Source organism: Bradyrhizobium ingae (genome assembly GCF_055791185.1).
In genome coordinates this window covers 239,814-257,362 of record NZ_JBVUBB010000003.1, presented here as the reverse complement: position 1 = coordinate 257,362, position 17,549 = coordinate 239,814, and the positions used below count along the sequence as shown (strand labels likewise).

The 17,549-nt window shown below is 64.6% G+C and carries 17 protein-coding genes; 7 read left to right on the top strand and 10 right to left on the bottom strand.

The window, feature by feature from the left end:
- The first annotated feature begins 1 nt into the window (after position 1).
- The 7 genes from ACV1FX_RS06210 to ACV1FX_RS06180 all read left to right on the top strand — a co-directional run bounded on the left by ACV1FX_RS06210 (position 2) and on the right by ACV1FX_RS06180 (position 6,965).
- Positions 2–487, top strand: a complete 486-nt coding sequence (locus ACV1FX_RS06210; RefSeq protein WP_473116675.1) for a DUF992 domain-containing protein — start codon at positions 2–4, stop codon at positions 485–487.
- Between the two features lie 156 nt (positions 488–643).
- Positions 644–1,201, top strand: a complete 558-nt coding sequence (locus ACV1FX_RS06205) for an HdeD family acid-resistance protein (protein ID WP_473116674.1) — start codon at positions 644–646, stop codon at positions 1,199–1,201.
- Between the two features lie 17 nt (positions 1,202–1,218).
- Positions 1,219–1,551, top strand: a complete 333-nt coding sequence (locus tag ACV1FX_RS06200) for a twin-arginine translocation signal domain-containing protein (RefSeq protein ID WP_473116673.1) — start codon at positions 1,219–1,221, stop codon at positions 1,549–1,551.
- 171 nt (positions 1,552–1,722) lie between these two features.
- Positions 1,723–1,962, top strand: coding sequence for a hypothetical protein (locus ACV1FX_RS06195; RefSeq protein ID WP_473116672.1), 240 nt, complete (start codon positions 1,723–1,725; stop codon positions 1,960–1,962).
- A 37-nt stretch (positions 1,963–1,999) separates the two neighbouring features.
- On the top strand, positions 2,000–3,070 hold the full coding sequence (locus tag ACV1FX_RS06190) for an HlyD family secretion protein (RefSeq protein ID WP_473116671.1): 1,071 nt from the start codon (positions 2,000–2,002) through the stop codon (positions 3,068–3,070).
- The gene (gene rbbA / locus ACV1FX_RS06185) at positions 3,067–5,850 is read left to right on the top strand and encodes a ribosome-associated ATPase/putative transporter RbbA (RefSeq protein ID WP_473116670.1); all 2,784 of its coding nucleotides are present in this window, start codon (positions 3,067–3,069) and stop codon (positions 5,848–5,850) included. The genes ACV1FX_RS06190 and rbbA overlap by 4 nt, the downstream gene beginning before the upstream one ends.
- A gap of 2 nt (positions 5,851–5,852) precedes the next feature.
- Entirely contained in the window at positions 5,853–6,965 is a 1,113-nt protein-coding gene (locus ACV1FX_RS06180; protein ID WP_473116669.1) for an ABC transporter permease, read from the top strand.
- 5 nt (positions 6,966–6,970) lie between these two features.
- Here ACV1FX_RS06180 and ACV1FX_RS06175 read toward each other — a convergent pair whose 3' ends face one another.
- The 10 genes from ACV1FX_RS06175 to ACV1FX_RS06130 form a co-directional block, all read right to left on the bottom strand.
- Positions 6,971–7,738, bottom strand: coding sequence for an SDR family NAD(P)-dependent oxidoreductase (locus ACV1FX_RS06175; RefSeq protein WP_473116668.1), 768 nt, complete (start codon positions 7,736–7,738; stop codon positions 6,971–6,973).
- Positions 7,735–8,850, bottom strand: a complete 1,116-nt coding sequence (locus tag ACV1FX_RS06170; RefSeq protein ID WP_473116667.1) for an ABC transporter ATP-binding protein — start codon at positions 8,848–8,850, stop codon at positions 7,735–7,737. Before ACV1FX_RS06170 ends, ACV1FX_RS06175 begins: the two co-directional genes overlap by 4 nt.
- A gap of 10 nt (positions 8,851–8,860) precedes the next feature.
- Complete coding sequence (locus ACV1FX_RS06165; protein WP_473116666.1) at positions 8,861–9,718, bottom strand: carbohydrate ABC transporter permease; 858 nt, start codon at positions 9,716–9,718, stop codon at positions 8,861–8,863.
- Positions 9,711–10,640: a carbohydrate ABC transporter permease gene (locus tag ACV1FX_RS06160; protein ID WP_473116665.1), complete on the bottom strand. Its 930-nt coding sequence runs from the start codon at positions 10,638–10,640 to the stop codon at positions 9,711–9,713. Before ACV1FX_RS06160 ends, ACV1FX_RS06165 begins: the two co-directional genes overlap by 8 nt.
- Positions 10,637–11,923 (bottom strand): ABC transporter substrate-binding protein, encoded by a 1,287-nt coding sequence (locus ACV1FX_RS06155; RefSeq protein ID WP_473116664.1) that lies wholly within the window; start codon positions 11,921–11,923, stop codon positions 10,637–10,639. The genes ACV1FX_RS06160 and ACV1FX_RS06155 overlap by 4 nt, the downstream gene beginning before the upstream one ends.
- A gap of 59 nt (positions 11,924–11,982) precedes the next feature.
- Positions 11,983–13,155 carry an ROK family transcriptional regulator gene (locus tag ACV1FX_RS06150; protein WP_473116663.1) on the bottom strand — a complete coding sequence of 391 codons (1,173 nt, stop codon included), beginning with the start codon at positions 13,153–13,155 and terminating at the stop codon, positions 11,983–11,985.
- A gap of 147 nt (positions 13,156–13,302) precedes the next feature.
- The gene (locus ACV1FX_RS06145) at positions 13,303–14,433 is read right to left on the bottom strand and encodes an iron-containing alcohol dehydrogenase (protein ID WP_473116662.1); all 1,131 of its coding nucleotides are present in this window, start codon (positions 14,431–14,433) and stop codon (positions 13,303–13,305) included.
- Positions 14,434–14,449: 16 nt separating this feature from the next.
- Positions 14,450–15,481: a 4-hydroxythreonine-4-phosphate dehydrogenase PdxA gene (gene pdxA, locus ACV1FX_RS06140; RefSeq protein ID WP_473116661.1), complete on the bottom strand. Its 1,032-nt coding sequence runs from the start codon at positions 15,479–15,481 to the stop codon at positions 14,450–14,452.
- Positions 15,478–16,623 (bottom strand): four-carbon acid sugar kinase family protein, encoded by a 1,146-nt coding sequence (locus tag ACV1FX_RS06135; protein WP_473116660.1) that lies wholly within the window; start codon positions 16,621–16,623, stop codon positions 15,478–15,480. Before ACV1FX_RS06135 ends, pdxA begins: the two co-directional genes overlap by 4 nt.
- The gene (locus ACV1FX_RS06130) at positions 16,620–17,522 is read right to left on the bottom strand and encodes a dihydrodipicolinate synthase family protein (RefSeq protein ID WP_473116659.1); all 903 of its coding nucleotides are present in this window, start codon (positions 17,520–17,522) and stop codon (positions 16,620–16,622) included. Before ACV1FX_RS06130 ends, ACV1FX_RS06135 begins: the two co-directional genes overlap by 4 nt.
- Between the last annotated feature and the right edge of the window lie 27 nt (positions 17,523–17,549).

Genomic DNA, 17,549 nt, shown 5'->3' with positions numbered 1-17,549 from the left:
CATGCGAATGACACGGATCGTTGCAGTGATCGGCGTATCGGTGCTGCTATGCACGCTCACCCTTCCCGCGCGCGCGGAAACCTTCAGGGTCGGACGGCTCCTGTGCTTCAGCAATCCGCGCGTCGGGCTGGTGCTCGGATCGGCGCAGACGCTGCGCTGCGTGTTCTATGCGCGAAACCCGGCCCGGCAGTACATCTATGAGGGTCGGATCCGGCGCGTGGGCCTTGATATAGGCGTGACCAGCGCAGGCACACTCTCCTGGGCTGTGCTCGCCAAGAACTCGCGCGTCGGCCCCGGCACCCTGCGCGGCAACTATGTGGGCGCGAGCGGCAATCTCGCACTGGGGCCCGGCCTCGGCGCCAACGTCCTGATCGGCGGCTCACGGCGCAGCGTCATGCTGCAGCCGCTCTCCATCGAGCGATCGATCGGACTTAATTTCGCAGCCGGCGTCACCAATCTGACGTTGGGGCCGAGAGGACGGCGATAGCGATGCGCCGGCACCTCTCGCGCGCGATCGCAGCCCCGCGGTGCAAATGAGAATATTCCCGCACCACTGCTCAGGGTTTCGTCGGATGTCGGCGTTGCGGGTTCCAAGCTAGCATCCGGGCGTGTCGATCGAGCCATTGCCGATGAGGAGCATGGCATGACAGCCTATGACAGCCGAACCGAGATCGAGGGTCTCGTTCCGCCCCCGTTCTGGGTCTGCGCGCTCCTTGGCATCGTGCTGATCGCCACCGGTCTCTTTGCTCTCGGTGACGTCGTGCTCGCGACCCTCATCAGCATCAAGCTGATCGGCGTGATCGCGATCGCGGCCGGCGCGTTCGAGATCATGCACGCCTTCTGGACCAGGGGATGGGGCGGCTTCCTGTGGCAGGTGCTGCTTGGCGCGCTCTATCTGGTGCTCGGTTTCCTGCTGCTCAGCCAGCCTGTGTCAGGCGCTCTTATCCTGACCTATTTCCTCGGCGCGATACTGTTCGCCTCAGGCGCCATTCGCTGCGTGCTGAGTTTCGCGCATTGGCATCAGAATGGATGGATGATGCTCATCTCCGGCGCCTTTGCAACGCTCGCAGGTCTCGTGATCCTGCTCGGATTCCCCGACATCAGTGCCTGGGCCCTCGGTTTCCTGCTGGGCGTCGACCTCATTTCGCACGGCTTGGCGTGGCTGCTCTACGCGCTGCAATCCGTGCGGCGAACTGCGTGACAAGAGAGGAGAAGATGATGAACGCTCCCACCCGCCGTGCTTTCCTTGGCTTTGCCCAGAATGCCGTTGCCGTGGCAGCGATCGGCGCCATCGGCGTTCGCTTGATCGAAACTGCGGAAGCCATGCCGATCGCTCCCGATCTCGGGCAGGCCGGGACGCCATCCGATCTCGTGACGCAAGCGCAGTGGGGCCCCGGACCCGGCTGGGGAGGCGGGCCCGGTTGGGGAGGTGGACCCGGCTGGGGCTCGCCCGGTTGGGGACGGCCGCCGCCACCGCCGCCGCGGCGCAGGCGCCGCTGGGTCTGCTGGTGGCATCGCGGCCGTCGTCAGTGCGGATGGCGGTGGCGCTAGAGCATGATCCGGAAACGTGAGAAGCGGTTTTCCCTCGCGACAAAGGCGGAACGCGTTTGCGGGGAGATCATGCTCAGACAATAAGCTGAAGCGCGATGACGATTCATCCTCATCTCATCGCGCTTTGGAGCCCGCCTCTCGCAGGCCCGTAACCAAGCGATGGAGGACACCGTGCACACCAAGAACCAATGGCTCCTTGCCGCCGTGCTGGCCATCCTTCTCATTGTAGCCGCCTGGTACTGCGTGTCGGTATGGCAGGCAACGCCCATGCCGCTCTACGGCAACATCATTCTGGCCGGCGCCGCGATCATGATCCTGGTGTCCGGCTGCGGCCTGATCGCGCTGATGTTCTACAGCCGCCGCAAAGGCTACGACGAGCCTGCACGCAGCAACCGCACGCCGCGGGAGTGAGCACGGCCCCCCGGTGAACCGCTGACCCCGCTCGACCATGACGCGCAATCGAAAACGCTGGCTGATCGCCCTCCTTGTCGTGGTTCTGGGCGTGGGCGGCTACCTTGCCTGGCAGAAGCTGGAGGGCGACAGCCTTCCAAGTGGATTTGCCAGCGGCAACGGCCGCATCGAGGCGGTCGAAATCGATATTGCGACCAAGACCCCGGGACGCATCAGGGACATCCTGGTGAGGGAGGGTGATCTGGTTTCGGCCGGACAGAAGCTGGCACAAATGGATACCGCCCAACTTGAGGCGCAGTATCGCCAGGCCCAGGCGCAACTGCGCCGCGCCACGATCGGGATCGACACGGCCAAGAGTCTCGTGACCCAGCGCGAGGCCGAGAAGAAGACGGCGACCGCCGTGATTAGCCAGCGCAGCGCCGAGTTCGATGCGGCCGATCGAAAGCTGCAACGCTCCGAAACATTGATCAGGACCAACGCCGTATCCCAGCAGGTGCTCGACGATGACAGGGCAGCCGCCAACGGCGCACGCGCAGCCGTCGCTGCGTCGGAGGCCCAGCTCGCCGGCTCGGAGGCCGCGATCAGCGCCGCGGAAGCCCAAGTCGTCGATGCCGAGGCTGCCGTCGAGGCGGCAAAGGCCGCCATCGAGAGCATCAAGGCCGACCTCAACGACTCGACGCTGCGCGCGCCGCGCGATGGACGCGTGCAATTCCGCGTCGCCCAGCCCGGCGAAGTGCTCTCCGCCGGCGGACGCGTGCTCAATCTCGTCGACCTCGGCGACGTCTACATGACCTTCTTTCTCCCAACGGCACAGGCCGGCCGCGTCGCGATCGGCTCGGAGGTCCGCCTCGTCCTCGACGCCGCGCCGCAATGGGTGATTCCCGCCAAGGCGACCTTCGTCGCCAGCGTTGCCCAGTTCACGCCGAAGACCGTCGAGACCGAGGAGGAGCGCCAGAAGCTGATGTTCCGCGTCCGTGCGCATATCTCGCCGGACCTGCTGCGGAGAAATATCGAGCAGGTCAAGACAGGCTTGCCCGGCCGCGCCTTCGTCCGGCTCGACCAGAACGCCGAGTGGCCGGCGCAATTGACGGAACATCTGGTCAAATGAGCGCCGCGTCGAACGGCGATCAGTCGGCTTCTTCAGCGCCGGTCATGCACCTGGAGGCGGTCGGGCTGTCCTACGACAAGACTCGCGCACTGGACGACATCACGCTCGACATTCCCGCAGGCCGCATGGTTGGATTGATCGGACCTGACGGTGTCGGCAAGTCCAGTCTGCTTTCGCTCATCGCCGGGGCTCGCGCGATCCAGGCAGGCCGCGTCCACGTGCTCGGCGGCGACATGGCCGACGCTGCGCATCGGCGACGGACCTGCCCGCAGATCGCCTATATGCCGCAAGGCCTTGGCAAGAACCTCTACCCCACCCTCTCCGTCTTCGAGAATGTCGACTTCTTCGGCCGTCTGTTCGGGCACGACCGGCGCGAGCGCGAGGAACGCATTCGGCAGCTCCTGCGAGACACCGGCCTTGCTCCCTTCGCAGACCGGCCCGCCGGCAAGCTGTCCGGCGGCATGAAGCAGAAGCTCGGTCTCTACTGCGCGCTGATCCACGATCCCGACCTCCTGATCCTCGACGAGCCCACCACGGGCGTCGACCCGCTCTCGCGCCGGCAGTTCTGGGAACTGATCGAGACCATCCGAAAGGATCGCCCCGGCATGAGCGTCGTCGTCGCAACCGCCTATATGGAAGAAGCCGCGCGCTTCGACTGGCTCGTTGCGATGAATGACGGGCGGCTGCTGGCGACCGGCACCCCGGCGGAGCTGCTGCAACAGACCGGCGCCGACAATCTCGATGCCGCCTTCATCGCCCTGCTCCCCGAAGAGCAACGACGGGGTTACAAGGAGGTGGTGATCCCGCCGCGCGCGAGCGACCATGACGACGACATCGCGATCGAGGCCGAACAACTGACTGTCCGGTTCGGCGATTTCACGGCCGTCGATCATGTGAGCTTCCGCATCGCTCGCGGCGAGATCTTTGGGTTCCTCGGCTCGAACGGCTGCGGCAAGACCACGACGATGAAGGTGCTGACGGGGCTGCTGCCCGCCAGCGAAGGCGAAGCCAGGCTGTTCGGGCACGAAGTCGATCCCAACGACATGGATGTCCGGCGGCGCGTCGGCTACATGTCGCAGGCCTTTTCGCTCTATTCCGAGCTGACGATCCGCCAGAACCTGGAGCTGCACGCCCGCCTGTTCCGCCTCGCGCCTGACACCATCGAAGATCGCGTCCGCCGGATGGTCGAAGACTTCGACCTCACCGACGTCATCGACGCATTGCCCGATGCGCTGCCGCTCGGTGTGCGCCAGCGTCTGTCACTCGCGGTCGCCATGATCCACACGCCCGACATCCTGATCCTGGACGAGCCGACATCCGGCGTCGATCCGGTCGCGCGCGATGGCTTCTGGCAGATCCTGTCCGACCTGTCGCGGCGCGACAATGTCACGATCTTCGTGTCCACCCATTTCATGAATGAGGCGGAGCGCTGCGACCGCATCTCGCTGATGCATGCCGGCAAGGTGATGATCAGCGACACGCCGGCGCGGATCGCAGAGCGTCGCGGCGGCGGCAACCTGGAGGAAGCCTTCGTCGCCTACCTGAAGGAAGCGATCGCCGCAACAGACGCGCGTGAGGCACGCGCCACGCCGCATGTCTCCCCCGAACCTGCCGCAGCCAAGACGCACGGTGCCATGCACGGCGCCTTGAGCTTCTTCGATCCCCGACGTATGTTTGCCTACACGCAACGGGAGGCGCTCGAGCTCAGGCGTGATCCGATCCGCGCCACGCTTGCCGTTCTCGGCAGCCTCATCCTGATGTTCGTGATGGGCTACGGCATCAACATGGACGTCGAGAATCTTTCCTTCGCCGTCATAGACCGCGACGACACCACCATCAGCCGCGACTACGTCCTGCAGATCGCAGGGTCCCGCTATTTCACCGAGCTCGCGCCGATCACCGATTATGACGACCTCGACCGCCGCATGCGCAACGGCGAGTTGAGCCTTGCCATCGAAATTCCGCCCGGGTTCGGACGCGACGTCGCGCGCGGCAGCGACGTCCAGATCGGCGCCTGGGTTGACGGCGCGATGCCTTCGCGGGCGGAGACGGTGCGCAGTTATGTACAGGCGATGCACGCGACCTGGCTGGCGCAGCGGACCCGGCAGCTCCTGGGCAATGCCGCAACAACCGGCGACTTTCAGCTCGAGGTCCGCTTCCTCTACAATCCCGATATCAGGAGCATCGTCGCGATGGCGCCGGCCGTGATTCCGATCCTGCTCCTGATCATCCCGGCGATCCTGGCGACACTGAGCGTCGTGCGGGAGAAGGAGCTCGGATCGATCATCAACTTTTACGTCACGCCGGTGACCCGGATCGAGTTTCTGCTCGGCAAGCAGCTGCCGTACGTCGCGCTTGCCATGTTGAACTTCTTCCTGCTGACCGCCTTCGCCGTGTTCGCGTTCGGCGTTCCCTTCAGGGGCAGCTTCCTGGCCTTCACCGCAGCCGCCCTCCTCTACGTCGTCATCACGACGGCGATGGGGCTCGTGATCTCCTCGTTCATGACGAGCCAGATTGCGGCGATCTTCGCGACCGCGCTGCTCACCATGATTCCGGCCACGCAATATTCGGGTCTGGTCGATCCGGTGTCATCGCTCCAGGGTGCGGGCGCGATCATCGGACGGATCTACCCGACGGCCCATTTCGTCACCATCACGCGCGGCACCTTCTCCAAGGGGCTCGACTTCGGCGATCTTTCGGGACCGTTCCTGGCGCTCGCCATCACCATCCCCGTGCTGTTCGGACTCGGCGTGCTGCTTCTGAAGAAACAGGCGAACTAGCCATGCGCGCAGGCAATATCGTCCAGCTCGGCGTCAAGGAACTGCGCGGTCTGTTGCGCGATCCGATGATGCTGGGGCTGATCGTCTATGCCTTCACGGTCTCGATCTATACCTCGTCCAGGGCGCAGCCGGAGACGCTGAACCAGGCGGCGCTGGCCATTGTCGACGGAGACAGGTCGCCGGCTGCTACCCGCATTATCACCGCGTTCAGTCCGCCCTATTTCACGGTTCCGCGGCTGATCCCGCTCTCGGACATGATGTCCCGCATGGACGCCGGCCTCGACACCTTCGCTCTCAACATCCCGCCCAACTTCCAGCGTGACCTGCTGGCGCAGCGATCGCCCGCCATCCAGCTCAACGTGGATGCAACGCGCATGTCGCAGGCTTTTGCGGGAAGCGGTTACATCCAATCCATCGTCAGCGACGAGGTCAGCGAGTTCCTGTCCCGATACCGTTCGGCCGCGCCGCTGCCAATCGATCTTGCGTTGCGCGCGCGCTTCAATCCAGAGCTCAACAAAGGCTGGTTCGGCGCGATCAACAACGTCATCTCCTCGGTCACGATGCTCTCGATCATCCTGACCGGTGCGGCGCTGATCCGCGAGCGCGAGCATGGCACCATAGAGCATCTCCTGGTGATGCCGGTGACGCCGTTCGAGGTGATGGCAAGCAAGATCTGGTCGATGGGGCTCGTCGTTCTCATCGCCGCCAGCGTCGCGCTCATCTTCATCGTGCAGGGATTGCTCGCGGTCCGGATCGGCGGCTCGGTCCCGCTGTTCCTGTTCGGTACGGCGCTCTACCTCTTCGCCACCACCAGCATGGGCATTTTTCTGGCCACATCCGCCGGCACCATGCCGCAATTCGGTCTGCTCCTGATGCTGGTGCTGATGCCGCTTCAGATGCTGTCGGGCGCGACGACGCCGCGCGAGAGCATGCCCCAGATCATCCAGGATATCATGCTCGCCGCACCGAATACCCATTTCGTCATCCTCGCGCAGGCTGTCCTGTTCCGTGGCGCGGGACTGACGGTCGTCTGGCCGCAATTCGCGGCCTTGCTGGCGATCGGCGGGATCCTGTTCTTCGTGTCACTTCGCCGCTTCCGGCAATTCCTGCGCTGAGCGGCCTAGCCGAGGCCGCCATCGACCTGAAAACACTGGCGCGTAATGCGCTGGCTGTCGTCCGACGCCAGAAACAGCGCCATCCGCGCGATATCCTCGGGTGTCACTGCGTCAGGAATGGCCTGCCGCGTCCGAAGTTCGGCGATTGCCTGCTCGTTCGGATACCAGAGCCGCCGCTGACGCTCCGTGATCACCATGCCGGGCGCAATCGCGTTGACGCGAATTCGGTCGGGGCCGACGAGCCGGGCGAGCGAACTTGTGAAGCCGACGATCGCGGCCTTGGCTGCGGCGTAAACCGGCAGAGCCGGCGCGCCGCGCATCCATGCGATCGACGACATGTTGATGATCGAACCACCGCCCCGGGCCTGCATCTGCGGCACGACGGCCTGCGCGGCGAAGAAGACGTGCTTGAGATTGACGCCGATCATCCAGTCGAATTCGGCCGGGGTGACCTCGGACAGCACCTGTCGTTGGTCGTTGGCCGCATTGTTGACCAGTACCGCGGCATCGCCGAGCAGGCCGCGGATCTTCGCCATCGCCTCGCGCAACGCCTCGATATCCAGCAAGTCGCATGGCACGAACAGCGGAGCTGAGCCGCCTGCGCCTGCCATCTCTCGCACCAGCGCTTCGCCGGCATCGGTGTCGACGTCGAGGAACGCGACACGGGCCCTTTGCGCCGCGAAAGCGCGCACGAAGGCCGCGCCGATGCCGCTGGCGCCTCCGGTGATCAACACCACGCGGCCCGCAAGGCCAGGATAACTCGTCTCGGTCATGCGATCAGCCGCTCCGTCTCGGGGTCAAACAGGCAGATGCGGCGCGTGTCGAGCGCGAAGGCGGCGTGCTCACCGGGCACCGGCCGGATGTCGGGCGCGATCCGCGCCAATGCAGACTCGCCACCGAGCCGCAACAATACGATGGTTTCCGCGCCGGTCGGCTCGACCATCTCGACCGGCGCATTGACGACGACAGGCGCGCCGGCGCCATTGGAGAAACCGCGACTTCCCTCGGCGATGCATTCCGGCCGGATCCCGACCACGATGTCTCGGCCGACGAAGGAGGCAGCGGCGTCATATCCTTGCAGCCGCAGGCGCGCCTCGTCCGGCCGCCCCGCACCGATCACGACCACCGGCCCGCCATCTTCGGCTTCGAGCCTAGCATTCATCGTGTTCATCGGCGGCGAACCCATGAAGCGCGCCACGAACAGATTGGCTGGATAGCGGTAGACGGTGTCGGGATCCGCGAATTGCTGCACCTCGCCCTGGTGCATGACGGCGATCCGCGTTGCCATCGTCATCGCCTCGATCTGGTCGTGGGTGACGTAGACGATGGTGGCGCCGATGCGCTGATGCAGCCGCTTGATCTCCATCCGCATCTCGACGCGCAGCTTGGCATCGAGATTGGAGAGCGGCTCGTCGAACAGGAATAGCAGGGGATCGCGCACCAGCGCCCGGCCCATCGCCACGCGCTGGCGCTGGCCACCGGACAGTTGCGACGGCTTGCGGCCGAGCAGCGGCTCGATCTGCAGGAGGCGCGCGACATTGGCGAGCGCCTTCTCCTGCTCAGCTCGCGCGACGTGACGGCATTCCATGCCGAAAGTGATGTTCTGGCGCACCGTCATCGACGGATAGAGCGCATAGGACTGGAACACCATGGCGATGTCGCGGTCCTTCGGCGGAATGTCGTTGACGACCCGGCCGCCGATCTCGATCGTGCCCGCACTGGCGCGATCGAGCCCGGCCACGATATTGAGCAGCGTGGACTTGCCACAGCCCGATGGTCCGACCAGCACGGTGAACTCACCGCTCTCGATGTCGAGGTCGATGCCTTTCAGCACCTCCAGATTGGCGTAGCGCTTCGACAAGGCGCGAATGCTTAGTGCTGCCATGACAATCCTATCATTTCACGGCTCCGGCGGTAAGGCCGCGCACGAAGTAGCGGCCGCCGAGGAGGTAGATCAACAAAGTGGGTAGCGCTGCGATGATCACGGCAGCGCTCTGCACGCCGTGCTGCGGGATATCCGCGATCGCGGCAGATAGCGCGATGAGAGCTGCCGTGACGGGCTGTTGCTGGCCGGTCGTGAATGTCACGCCATAGAGGAACTCGTTCCAGATGTGCGTGAACTGCCAGATCACGGTAACGATCAGGATGGGAGACGAGAGCGGCAGAATGATGCGCCAGAAGATGCGAAAGAACCCGGCGCCATCGATGCGCGCGGCCCTGATTAGTTCATGTGGGATGGCAATGTAGTAGTTTCGGCAGAACAGCGTGGTGAAGGAGAGCCCCTGGATCGTATGAATCAGCACGAGGCCCGTCAGCGTGTTGATGAGGCCGATGTCCCGCAGCACGATGGTCCAGGGAAGCAAGCGCATCTGCTGGGGAAGGAAGAGGCCCAGGGTCACGATGCCGTAGATCCAGCTATCGCCGCGAAAACGCCAGAGCGACACGGCGTAACCGGCAACCGCACCGAGCATGGTTGAGAAGATCGTCGCAGGAATCGTGACGAGCGCGGAGTTCAGCATGTACGGCCGGATGCCGGCGCAGGTCTCGGCGACGCAGAAACCGCTCCAGGCGGCGGCGTAGTTGCTCCAGGCCCATTGTTTCGGCCAGCCGATCATCGAGGCCTGCGCGATCTCCTCGTTGGTACGGAGCGAGTTCAGCACGACGACAGCCAGCGGCGCGAGACAAGCTGCAGCCATCAGGCAAACGAGGAAATAGATCAAAATTCGGCTCGGCGCGAAGGCTCGGTCACGCATGCGTCACCCGCCGGCGCTGGTAATAACGCCACGCCGCATACGGCAGCAGCACCGCGAGAAGAATCAGCAACATGAGCACCGCCGCCGCGGCACCCCGGCCGAGCTGACTGCGCTGGAACATGAGATCGTAGACGACAAGGGCCGGCAGCTGGGTCGCGATCCCGGGCCCGCCGTTGGTAAGCGCGCGAACGAGGTCGAAGGCCGAAATCGCGAACTGCAACTGGACGACGATGACGGTGATGGTGATCGGCCACAGCGTCGGCAAAATGACGCGCAGGTAGGTTCGGATCGGCCCGGCGCCGTCGATCTGGGCGGCCTTGATGATGTCTGCATCGACAGACCGAAGGCCGGCAAGGAAGAGCGCCATGGCGAAGCCCGACGATTGCCAGATCGCCGCGATCACGATCGTCCAGATCGCCATGTCGCGGTTCACCACCCAGTCGAAGTGGAAGGAGGTCCAACCGAGGTCATGGACGAGCTTCTCGATTCCGATGCCGGGATTGAGCAGCCAACTCCAGACAGTGCCGGTGACGACGAACGACAATGCAAGGGGATACAGGAAGATCGATCGCAGCACGTTCTCGCCGCGAATCCGCTGATCAAGGAGGATCGCAAGGATGAGCCCGGTCACTAAACTCAGCAGCACGAAAGCGCTGCCAAACAGCAGCAGATTGTCGAAGGCGATCTGCCAGTTCCGCGACGCCAGGACAGCCGTGTAGTTGCGCAAGCCCACCCAGCCCGCGACCGGAACAAGCGTGGATGGCGTGAACGAAATCCAGATCGTCCAGATCGAAAACGAAATGAGATGCGCAGCGGACAACAGCAGCGGCACCCAGATCATCAGATATTCGGGCAGCCGGCGCACCATTTCGGAGCTCGCCGGCCGGCCCGGTCGCGTTGCTGTCGAGACGGCGTCGGTCAACGTGAGCCCTCGACGGCGTCGGCGAGGCGGGTGACTGCCTGCTCCGGCGTGATCGTCCTGTTCTTCACATACTCTGTGATCACGTCGATCATCGCGGCTGTCAGGCCGTTTTCCTGCGCCATGTTGTGCGCGAGGCTCAGGACGGCCTGGTTGCTCGCGACGGCGTCTTTCAGAGCAGCAGCGGTCCGTCGTTGACCGTCCGACCAGCCCTCACCGGACAGATCGACATCGGTACGCACGGGGATCGATCCCGTGATCTGCGAGTACATGGTCTGGATCGCCGGATCCATGACGAGCTGCGCCATCAACATCTGGCCGGCCTGAAGATCGGCCTCCTTGCGCTGCCAGAAGATGAAGGCATCGGCATTTAGCAGGAAGACCGGCTTGTTGTTGTCACTGGGGCCGGGCGTGATGACGTAGTCGTCAAACTTGAAGCCGGCGTTTTTCAACACGCCCTGCGCCCAGCCGCCCATGATCAACATGCCCATGTCGCCGTCGACGAAGCGCTTCAAATTGTTGGCATAGGGTTGGGCGCCGACATTGGGGTCACACCAGTCGGAGATCTTGCGCGTTTGTGCGAACGCTGCCTTCATCTCGGGGCCCTCCAGCGCCTTCTTGTCGAGATTCATGCAGGCGGCGCGGTATGCCGTCGGACTGATGCCGGCCAGGGACGCCTCGAATTTCTGCCCATCGTCGGCGCGGGTGCCGCCATTGGCGATGGGGTAGGCCATTCCGGCCGACTTCATTTTCTCGGCAAGGTCGTTGAAGTCAGCCCAGGTGACGGGGACCTTGTCCGCCTTGGCCTTGTCCATTCCGCGCTTGGAGAGAAACAGCATATTTGTGCTGTAGATCTGCAACGGGAGTGCAATCCACTTGCCGGCCGGCTTGTGCAGCTTTGCAAGATCCGGCGCGACGACCTTCTCGTAGCCGGCAGCCGCGACCACGGCGTCGAGATCGACGGTCGGAGCAATCTTCGACCAGGCGGCAATCTCGGGGCCCTTGAGCTGCGAGCAGGCCGGTGGGTCGCCGGCGATGATCTGAGCGCGCAGCTTGTTCATCATGTCCGTGGTGAATCCGGGGACGGGCGAGTGCTGCCAAACCCCGCCCTTCTCCTCGAATTTTTTGCCGAGCGCCGTGATGGCCGCGCCATCGCTGCCTGCGGACCATTGCGAGATGACGGTCAGTCGCGGCTTGACCGCATTTTGCGCGCGAGCGAACGCCGGCAGCGCGAGTGCGGCCGCGGATCCAGCGAGCAGACGACGCCTTGTTGTTGTGATCGGCATAGCGAGTTCCTCCCGGGTGTGAACTTTTTTTGCGCGAGCAAGTCGCGGTTCAAGACATTTCAGGCAGCCTCCGTCGTCGAGACCGGCATACCGCCGCGGCAGGCCAGACAACAGGCGGCAAAGGCGAGCGCCGCATTCGGATCGTTGCCGTTCGATGGCGGCACGAAAGCGATCGATACCTCCGCAAGCTTGCGTCCGCCGAGCAGGCTGGCATCGATTCCCTCGACCACAGCCTTGCGGTCAGTCTCGTCGAGAAGGGACGGCCAGCCACTGATGACGACACCGGGACTGGGCTTCACGTTCAGCGTATTTCCGATCGCAAGGCCGAGCCGAAACAGCCGTCGCCGCAACTCCTGGCGCACGCGCGCAGGAGACGGGATCGCATTCGCCCAGGCATCGCCGAGCTGCAGCAAGTCGCACTCGTTGATACCTAGAAGGTCCGCCAGCGCCGGAAGCGAGGTATAGGCCTCGACACAGCCATGATGGCCGCATCGGCATTGCGGACCGCCTTCGCCGAATACCATGTGGCCGAGCTCGACCGGCATCGAGGCCGTGGCTTCGATCGCATCATCGACCCAAGCGCCCGCGACCCCCTGGCCGACGAACACGAACAGATGAGCGTCTGCAAACGGATAATCTTCGGTGCGGCAGCGATGAAACATCGCATGCGCCACGACCGAGTTCGCGAACTCGATAGTTGCGTCCGCGAACGTCTCGCTGAACATGTGGCGAACGAGTGCGATGTCACAGGGAATGATCGGATTGTGCAGCTCGTTCAGCCGGCCGAGGCCGGGAACCGAAACGCCGATCTGTGCGAGATCGACCCCTCGCCGTCGCGTCCAGTTACGGAGCAAATCCAGCGCGTCGCGAAAGACCCTGCCGACGGTGTCGACCGTCAGCGTCCTCGGCAACGGCAGCCGCTCGACATAGCCCAGCTCGCCCGAAAGCGTGCCGACTCCGACGCTCAGCCGCTGAGTGGTCAGTTCGAAAGCCGCCAGTGCCACCGACCTGTCGAGGGAAACCAGGCCGGTCGGGCCGCCGATGTAAGGCGCAGGTCGCCTCACTTCTTCGATCAGGCCTTCCGCCTTCAGGTCAATCAGGATACGGGACAGGCTCGCCTCGGACAGGCGCACCGCCCTCGCCAGAGGTGGCCGAAACATGCCGCCCGACTTGAGCAGGTGCCCAAGAATGGCCGCACGCGTCTGCCGCCGACTTCTCGGCTGCTCCGACATTTCCGTCCCTGTCGTTATTCTTACTTAGTGTAAGAATGTGCGCGCGGAGCGTTTCGACTGTCAAGGCGCCTGCTGGCTAGACGTTCGACTTAGTGTTGTGCGAGGCAGCAAAGTTTCGCGCAACCATCTCGTCGTTCGACGGAGCGGTCAGAATGCCGTCTGGTACATCTTGAGGATTGCATCGCGGCCAAGATCGCGCGGATTGTTGTCGAGAAGGCGGCGGATGGCGTGAGCTTCGTCGGCCATGGCGCCCAGGTCATCTGCGGGCACGCCGAGCGCGGACAATTTCATCTCGATGCCGAGATCCGCACCGAACCTGTAGGCCGCCTCGAACGCAGCCGCAGGATTCCTGGTCGCCGGCGCACCGAGCGCCTCCAGCACGGCTTCCGTCTTCGCTTCCACCGCCGGCATGTTGAACGCCAGCGTATGCGGGAAGATCACCGCGCAGGCGAGGCCATGCGCGACGTGATGGCGGGTGCCGAGCGGATAAGCGACCGCATGGCCGGCCGTGGTGTTCACCGGCCCCAGGCAGAAGCCGCCATAGAGCGACGCCAATGACAGCGCGGCCCTCGCCTCGCGGTCTGCGCCGTCCTTGACTGCACGGCCGAGATAGCGGCCGACGAGGCGGATGCCTTCGAGCGCGTAGAGATCGATGGTCGGATGCGCCTTGCGGCTCGTGAAGGCTTCAGTGCAATGCGCGAGCGCATCGACGCCGGTCGCAGCGGTGACCTGCGGCGGAACGGTCATGGTGAGATCGGGATCGACGACGGCAAGGTCGGCCAGCATGAAGCGGCTCTGCACCGCGAGCTTGTTGCGGGTTGCGGGATCCGTGACCAGCGCGCGGATGCCGCCCTCGCTGCCGGTGCCCGAAGTCGTCGGCACTTGAACCAGCGCCACGCTGCGGCCCGCGACCTTGTCCGGACCAACGACATCGGCGAGCTTCTGCTCGCCGGTGCAGAGCACCGCGACGAGCTTGGCGAGATCCATCGCGCTGCCGCCGCCGAAGCCAATCACGAGATCCGGTCGCGCTGCGCGAGCGGCGCTGAGCGCCTTCTCCAGATTGGGAACGTCCGGCTCCGGCTTCACCTCGCCGAACACGGTCACCTCGCCCGGCAACGCGAGCAGGTCGACGCGCGCGGCATTAAAGGCATCGGCGACGACGAGCGGACGCCGCACGCCCTTCCCGCCTGCAAACCGCGCCACTGCGGCAATGGTGCCGGATCCAAACTCGATGACTTCGGGGCGGATGATTTCGATCGGTGCGGACAGGTTGGTCATGGATCTCTTCCCGGGCTCACGCGCGCGTCGCGCTGGCGGCAAGACGTTCGGCATATTCGATCGCCTCGATCAGGCTGCGCTCATTGGCGATGCCCTTGCCGGCGATGTCGAAGGCGGTGCCGTGGTCGACAGAGGTACGGATGATCGGCAGCCCGAGCGTGATGTTGACTCCGGACAGCTCCTGCCAGCGGCCGGTGGCAGGATCGACCTCGAAGCCGAGCAGCTTGACCGGGATATGTCCCTGGTCGTGATACATCGCGATCACGGCGTCGTACTGGCCGGCACGCAGTTTCACGAACACGGTATCGCCCGGTACAGGCCCGACGATGTTGAGCCCGTCGGCAACGGCCTTCGCGATGGTCGGCTCCGACACGTCAATGTCCTGGCGGCCGAACAATCCGCCCTCGCCGGCGTGCGGATTGAGCGCGGCAACGGCAATCTTCGGCTTTTCCAGGCCGAGGCCGCGCAGCGCCTTGTCGGTCAGATCGATGACATAGCGCAGCCGTTCCGGCGTCAGCCGCTTCGGCACGTCCTGAAGCGCGACATGGGTCGAGACATGGCTGACGCGCATGTTGCCATGGGCGAGCATCATCACGGAGCCCTTGACGCCGGTGAGTTCGGCCAGCATCTCGGTGTGTCCGGGATAATGGAAACCCGCCTTGTTGAGCGCTTCCTTGTTCAACGGCGCGGTGACGATCCCGCCGACCCGCCCGCCCTGTGTCAGGCGCACGCCCTGCTCTACCGCCTTGAACGCGAAGCGGCCGCCGTCAGCCGTCAGCACGCCGGGCCTGATCGGCTCGCCTTCATCATCGGCCTGGAGAAAGCACAGGTTCGGCCAGTCCTTGTCCGACGAACGCACCTCGGGGATGTCGAGTTTCGCGGCGAGTTGCGTGGCAGCATTCTTCAACGCTGCGCCACTGCCGATGATCAACAGCCGGAGATCGCCGGCTTCGATCCGCGACCGCAGCTTCTCGCAGGCCTTGATGATGATTTCCGGACCGATCCCGGCGGGATCGCCCATGGTGATGGCGAGATGCGGATGGGTCATGTGTCGTGTCTTTCGCTGATCAGTCGATTGTCTTCCAGCAGCTTTCGCCACAAGTTCGGCGCGCCGAAGGCGCCTGATTTCGAGATCACCGCGACGCCGTCCCAGCGGCCACCACGAATGATCGAGCATGGCAGGCCCGGCATGATGCGGCCGGTCACCTCGAGCGCGTTTGCGCCCAGCGCAAGGCACAATGCCCGCAAGGTCTCGCCGCCCGCGACGATCAGGGTGCCCGGCGGCTCGAGCGCCGTCGTCAGCAACGTGAGTCCGCATGCTATGCGACGCGCCGCCTCACCGCGGGACAGACCGGACGCGAGGTCGAACTTCACCAGCGCAACGCCTTCCGCAGCGAGCTTGGGGCGAACCAGTCCGGCATTGTCTTCGCCAGCTTCAGCAAGCGCAACGACGGCCTCACCGCAAGCCGCAAGCTGTGCAGCCGTCGCAGGCTGGTCCGATCCGAACAGCCCCAGGACCGGCCTGCGCAAGACCGACGGCGCGGACGCATCGCTGCCGCGTGCGAGCGCACCGGCGAGCCCACCGCTACCGCACCACAGGACCGGATGCGACGCGCGGCGGCCGATTGCAACGATGCGATCGAGATCATCCTCGCTCTCTGCGTCGAAGACGCTGATGCCGTCAGGCAGATCGGCGTCGAACCGACCGGTCTGCGCGTCGAGGCCTTCGGCCGCGAGCTGCGCCAGCAGGTTGTCACCGACCGCAGACCAGGTCCCGTCATGCGCGCGCGCATATTGCTGGCCGCCATAGGTGCGACGTCCCTGATAGGCAAAAGCGGGAGCCACGATGCAGGACCTCCACGGCCCCGATCTCAGGCAGGCCCCGAGCTCGGCAGCCCAGGCACCGCGCAACAGGCTGTCGACCTTTTTGTAGGCGATCGCCCCATTGCGCAGCAACGGCGCCAGGCGCTCGACAATCGCAGCGCTCTCGGCCTTGTCGCGCTCGCGCGTGCCGGTATCAACCGCGAGGCAGGCAGGAAGCTGCGAAGGCAGCGCCTCTGCCCAAGTCACTTGCGCCCAAGTCACTTGCGCCCAGGTCACTTGAAGCGGTCCGCACACGCCGACGAACTCGGCGGCCGTATCCAGCGCACCGGTCAGATCATCGGCGAGAAGGCGGAGCGACGGCCTCACACCTGCTCCTTGACGAGCCCTGTGGCCAGCAGCTTGTCGGCATTCTCCTGCGACAATGGCAGCAGCGGCGGCCGCAGCCGGCGCCAGCCGGCGTGCCCGGTCTCTTGCGCCAGCAGGGTCTTCAGCGAGGCGATCTGCGGGAATACCGACACGCGCTCGCGCGCCTTGATGATCCGGTTCTGCGCCGCCTCGAGCGTGGCGTCGTCGTCATCATAGTGACGGAACACGTAGGCAAGATCGCGCGCAACCAGGTTCGAGGTCGCGGTAATGCAGCCCGCGCCGCCTTTCTTCAGGAGCGGCAGCAACAGCGGATCGGCGCCCGCGAGCACCGCGAAGCCCGGGAATTTCTCGATCATCGACGTCATGTTGGCGAAGTCGCCCGAAGAGTCCTTGATGCCGACGATGACGTCCGGATAGGCCGCGCGCAACCGTGCGATCACCGCGTGCGGGATCGGCTGATGCGACATCTGGGGGATGTGATAGAGCACGACCTTGAGTCTGGCGTCGGCGACACGCTGAATGACCTCGCTATAGGAGGCATATAAGCCCTCGTCCGTAATGTCCTTGTAGTAGAACGGCGGCAGCATCACCACGGTGGTGACACCGAGCGAGAGGGCATGGCGCGTCAGCTCGACGGTTTCGGTCAACGCCGGCACACCGGTGCCCGGCAGCAGTTTTGTTGGAGCGATACCCGCGCCGACGACGCTCTCGATCAGCGCCTTGCGCTCGCTCGCCGAAAACGAGTTCGCTTCGCCGGTCGTGCCCAGCAAGGCAATGCCGTCACAACCTTCGCTCAGCAGATGGCGACAATGCTCGACGAAGACGCCATGATCCGGCGCAAGATCGGCATCCAGCGGCGTCAAGGCCGCGCAAAACACGCCTTTGGGCTGAACGTTCACGGCGAGAACTCCTCCATTGGCATCCGG

Excerpts from the sequence above, each read along its gene's own strand:
- ACV1FX_RS06175 (WP_473116668.1), bottom strand. The coding sequence starts at position 7,738 with ATGACCGAGACGAGTTATCCTGGCCTTGCGGGCCGCGTGGTGTTGATC.
- ACV1FX_RS06180 (WP_473116669.1), top strand. The coding sequence starts at position 5,853 with ATGCGCGCAGGCAATATCGTCCAGCTCGGCGTCAAGGAACTGCGCGGT.
- ACV1FX_RS06190 (WP_473116671.1), top strand. The coding sequence starts at position 2,000 with ATGACGCGCAATCGAAAACGCTGGCTGATCGCCCTCCTTGTCGTGGTT.
- pdxA (WP_473116661.1), bottom strand. The coding sequence starts at position 15,481 with ATGACCCATCCGCATCTCGCCATCACCATGGGCGATCCCGCCGGGATC.
- ACV1FX_RS06205 (WP_473116674.1), top strand. The coding sequence starts at position 644 with ATGACAGCCTATGACAGCCGAACCGAGATCGAGGGTCTCGTTCCGCCC.
- ACV1FX_RS06170 (WP_473116667.1), bottom strand. The coding sequence starts at position 8,850 with ATGGCAGCACTAAGCATTCGCGCCTTGTCGAAGCGCTACGCCAATCTG.
- ACV1FX_RS06210 (WP_473116675.1), top strand. The coding sequence starts at position 2 with ATGCGAATGACACGGATCGTTGCAGTGATCGGCGTATCGGTGCTGCTA.
- ACV1FX_RS06165 (WP_473116666.1), bottom strand. The coding sequence starts at position 9,718 with ATGCGTGACCGAGCCTTCGCGCCGAGCCGAATTTTGATCTATTTCCTC.
- ACV1FX_RS06145 (WP_473116662.1), bottom strand. The coding sequence starts at position 14,433 with ATGACCAACCTGTCCGCACCGATCGAAATCATCCGCCCCGAAGTCATC.
- ACV1FX_RS06150 (WP_473116663.1), bottom strand. The coding sequence starts at position 13,155 with ATGTCGGAGCAGCCGAGAAGTCGGCGGCAGACGCGTGCGGCCATTCTT.
- rbbA (WP_473116670.1), top strand. The coding sequence starts at position 3,067 with ATGAGCGCCGCGTCGAACGGCGATCAGTCGGCTTCTTCAGCGCCGGTC.
- ACV1FX_RS06200 (WP_473116673.1), top strand. The coding sequence starts at position 1,219 with ATGAACGCTCCCACCCGCCGTGCTTTCCTTGGCTTTGCCCAGAATGCC.
- ACV1FX_RS06155 (WP_473116664.1), bottom strand. The coding sequence starts at position 11,923 with ATGCCGATCACAACAACAAGGCGTCGTCTGCTCGCTGGATCCGCGGCC.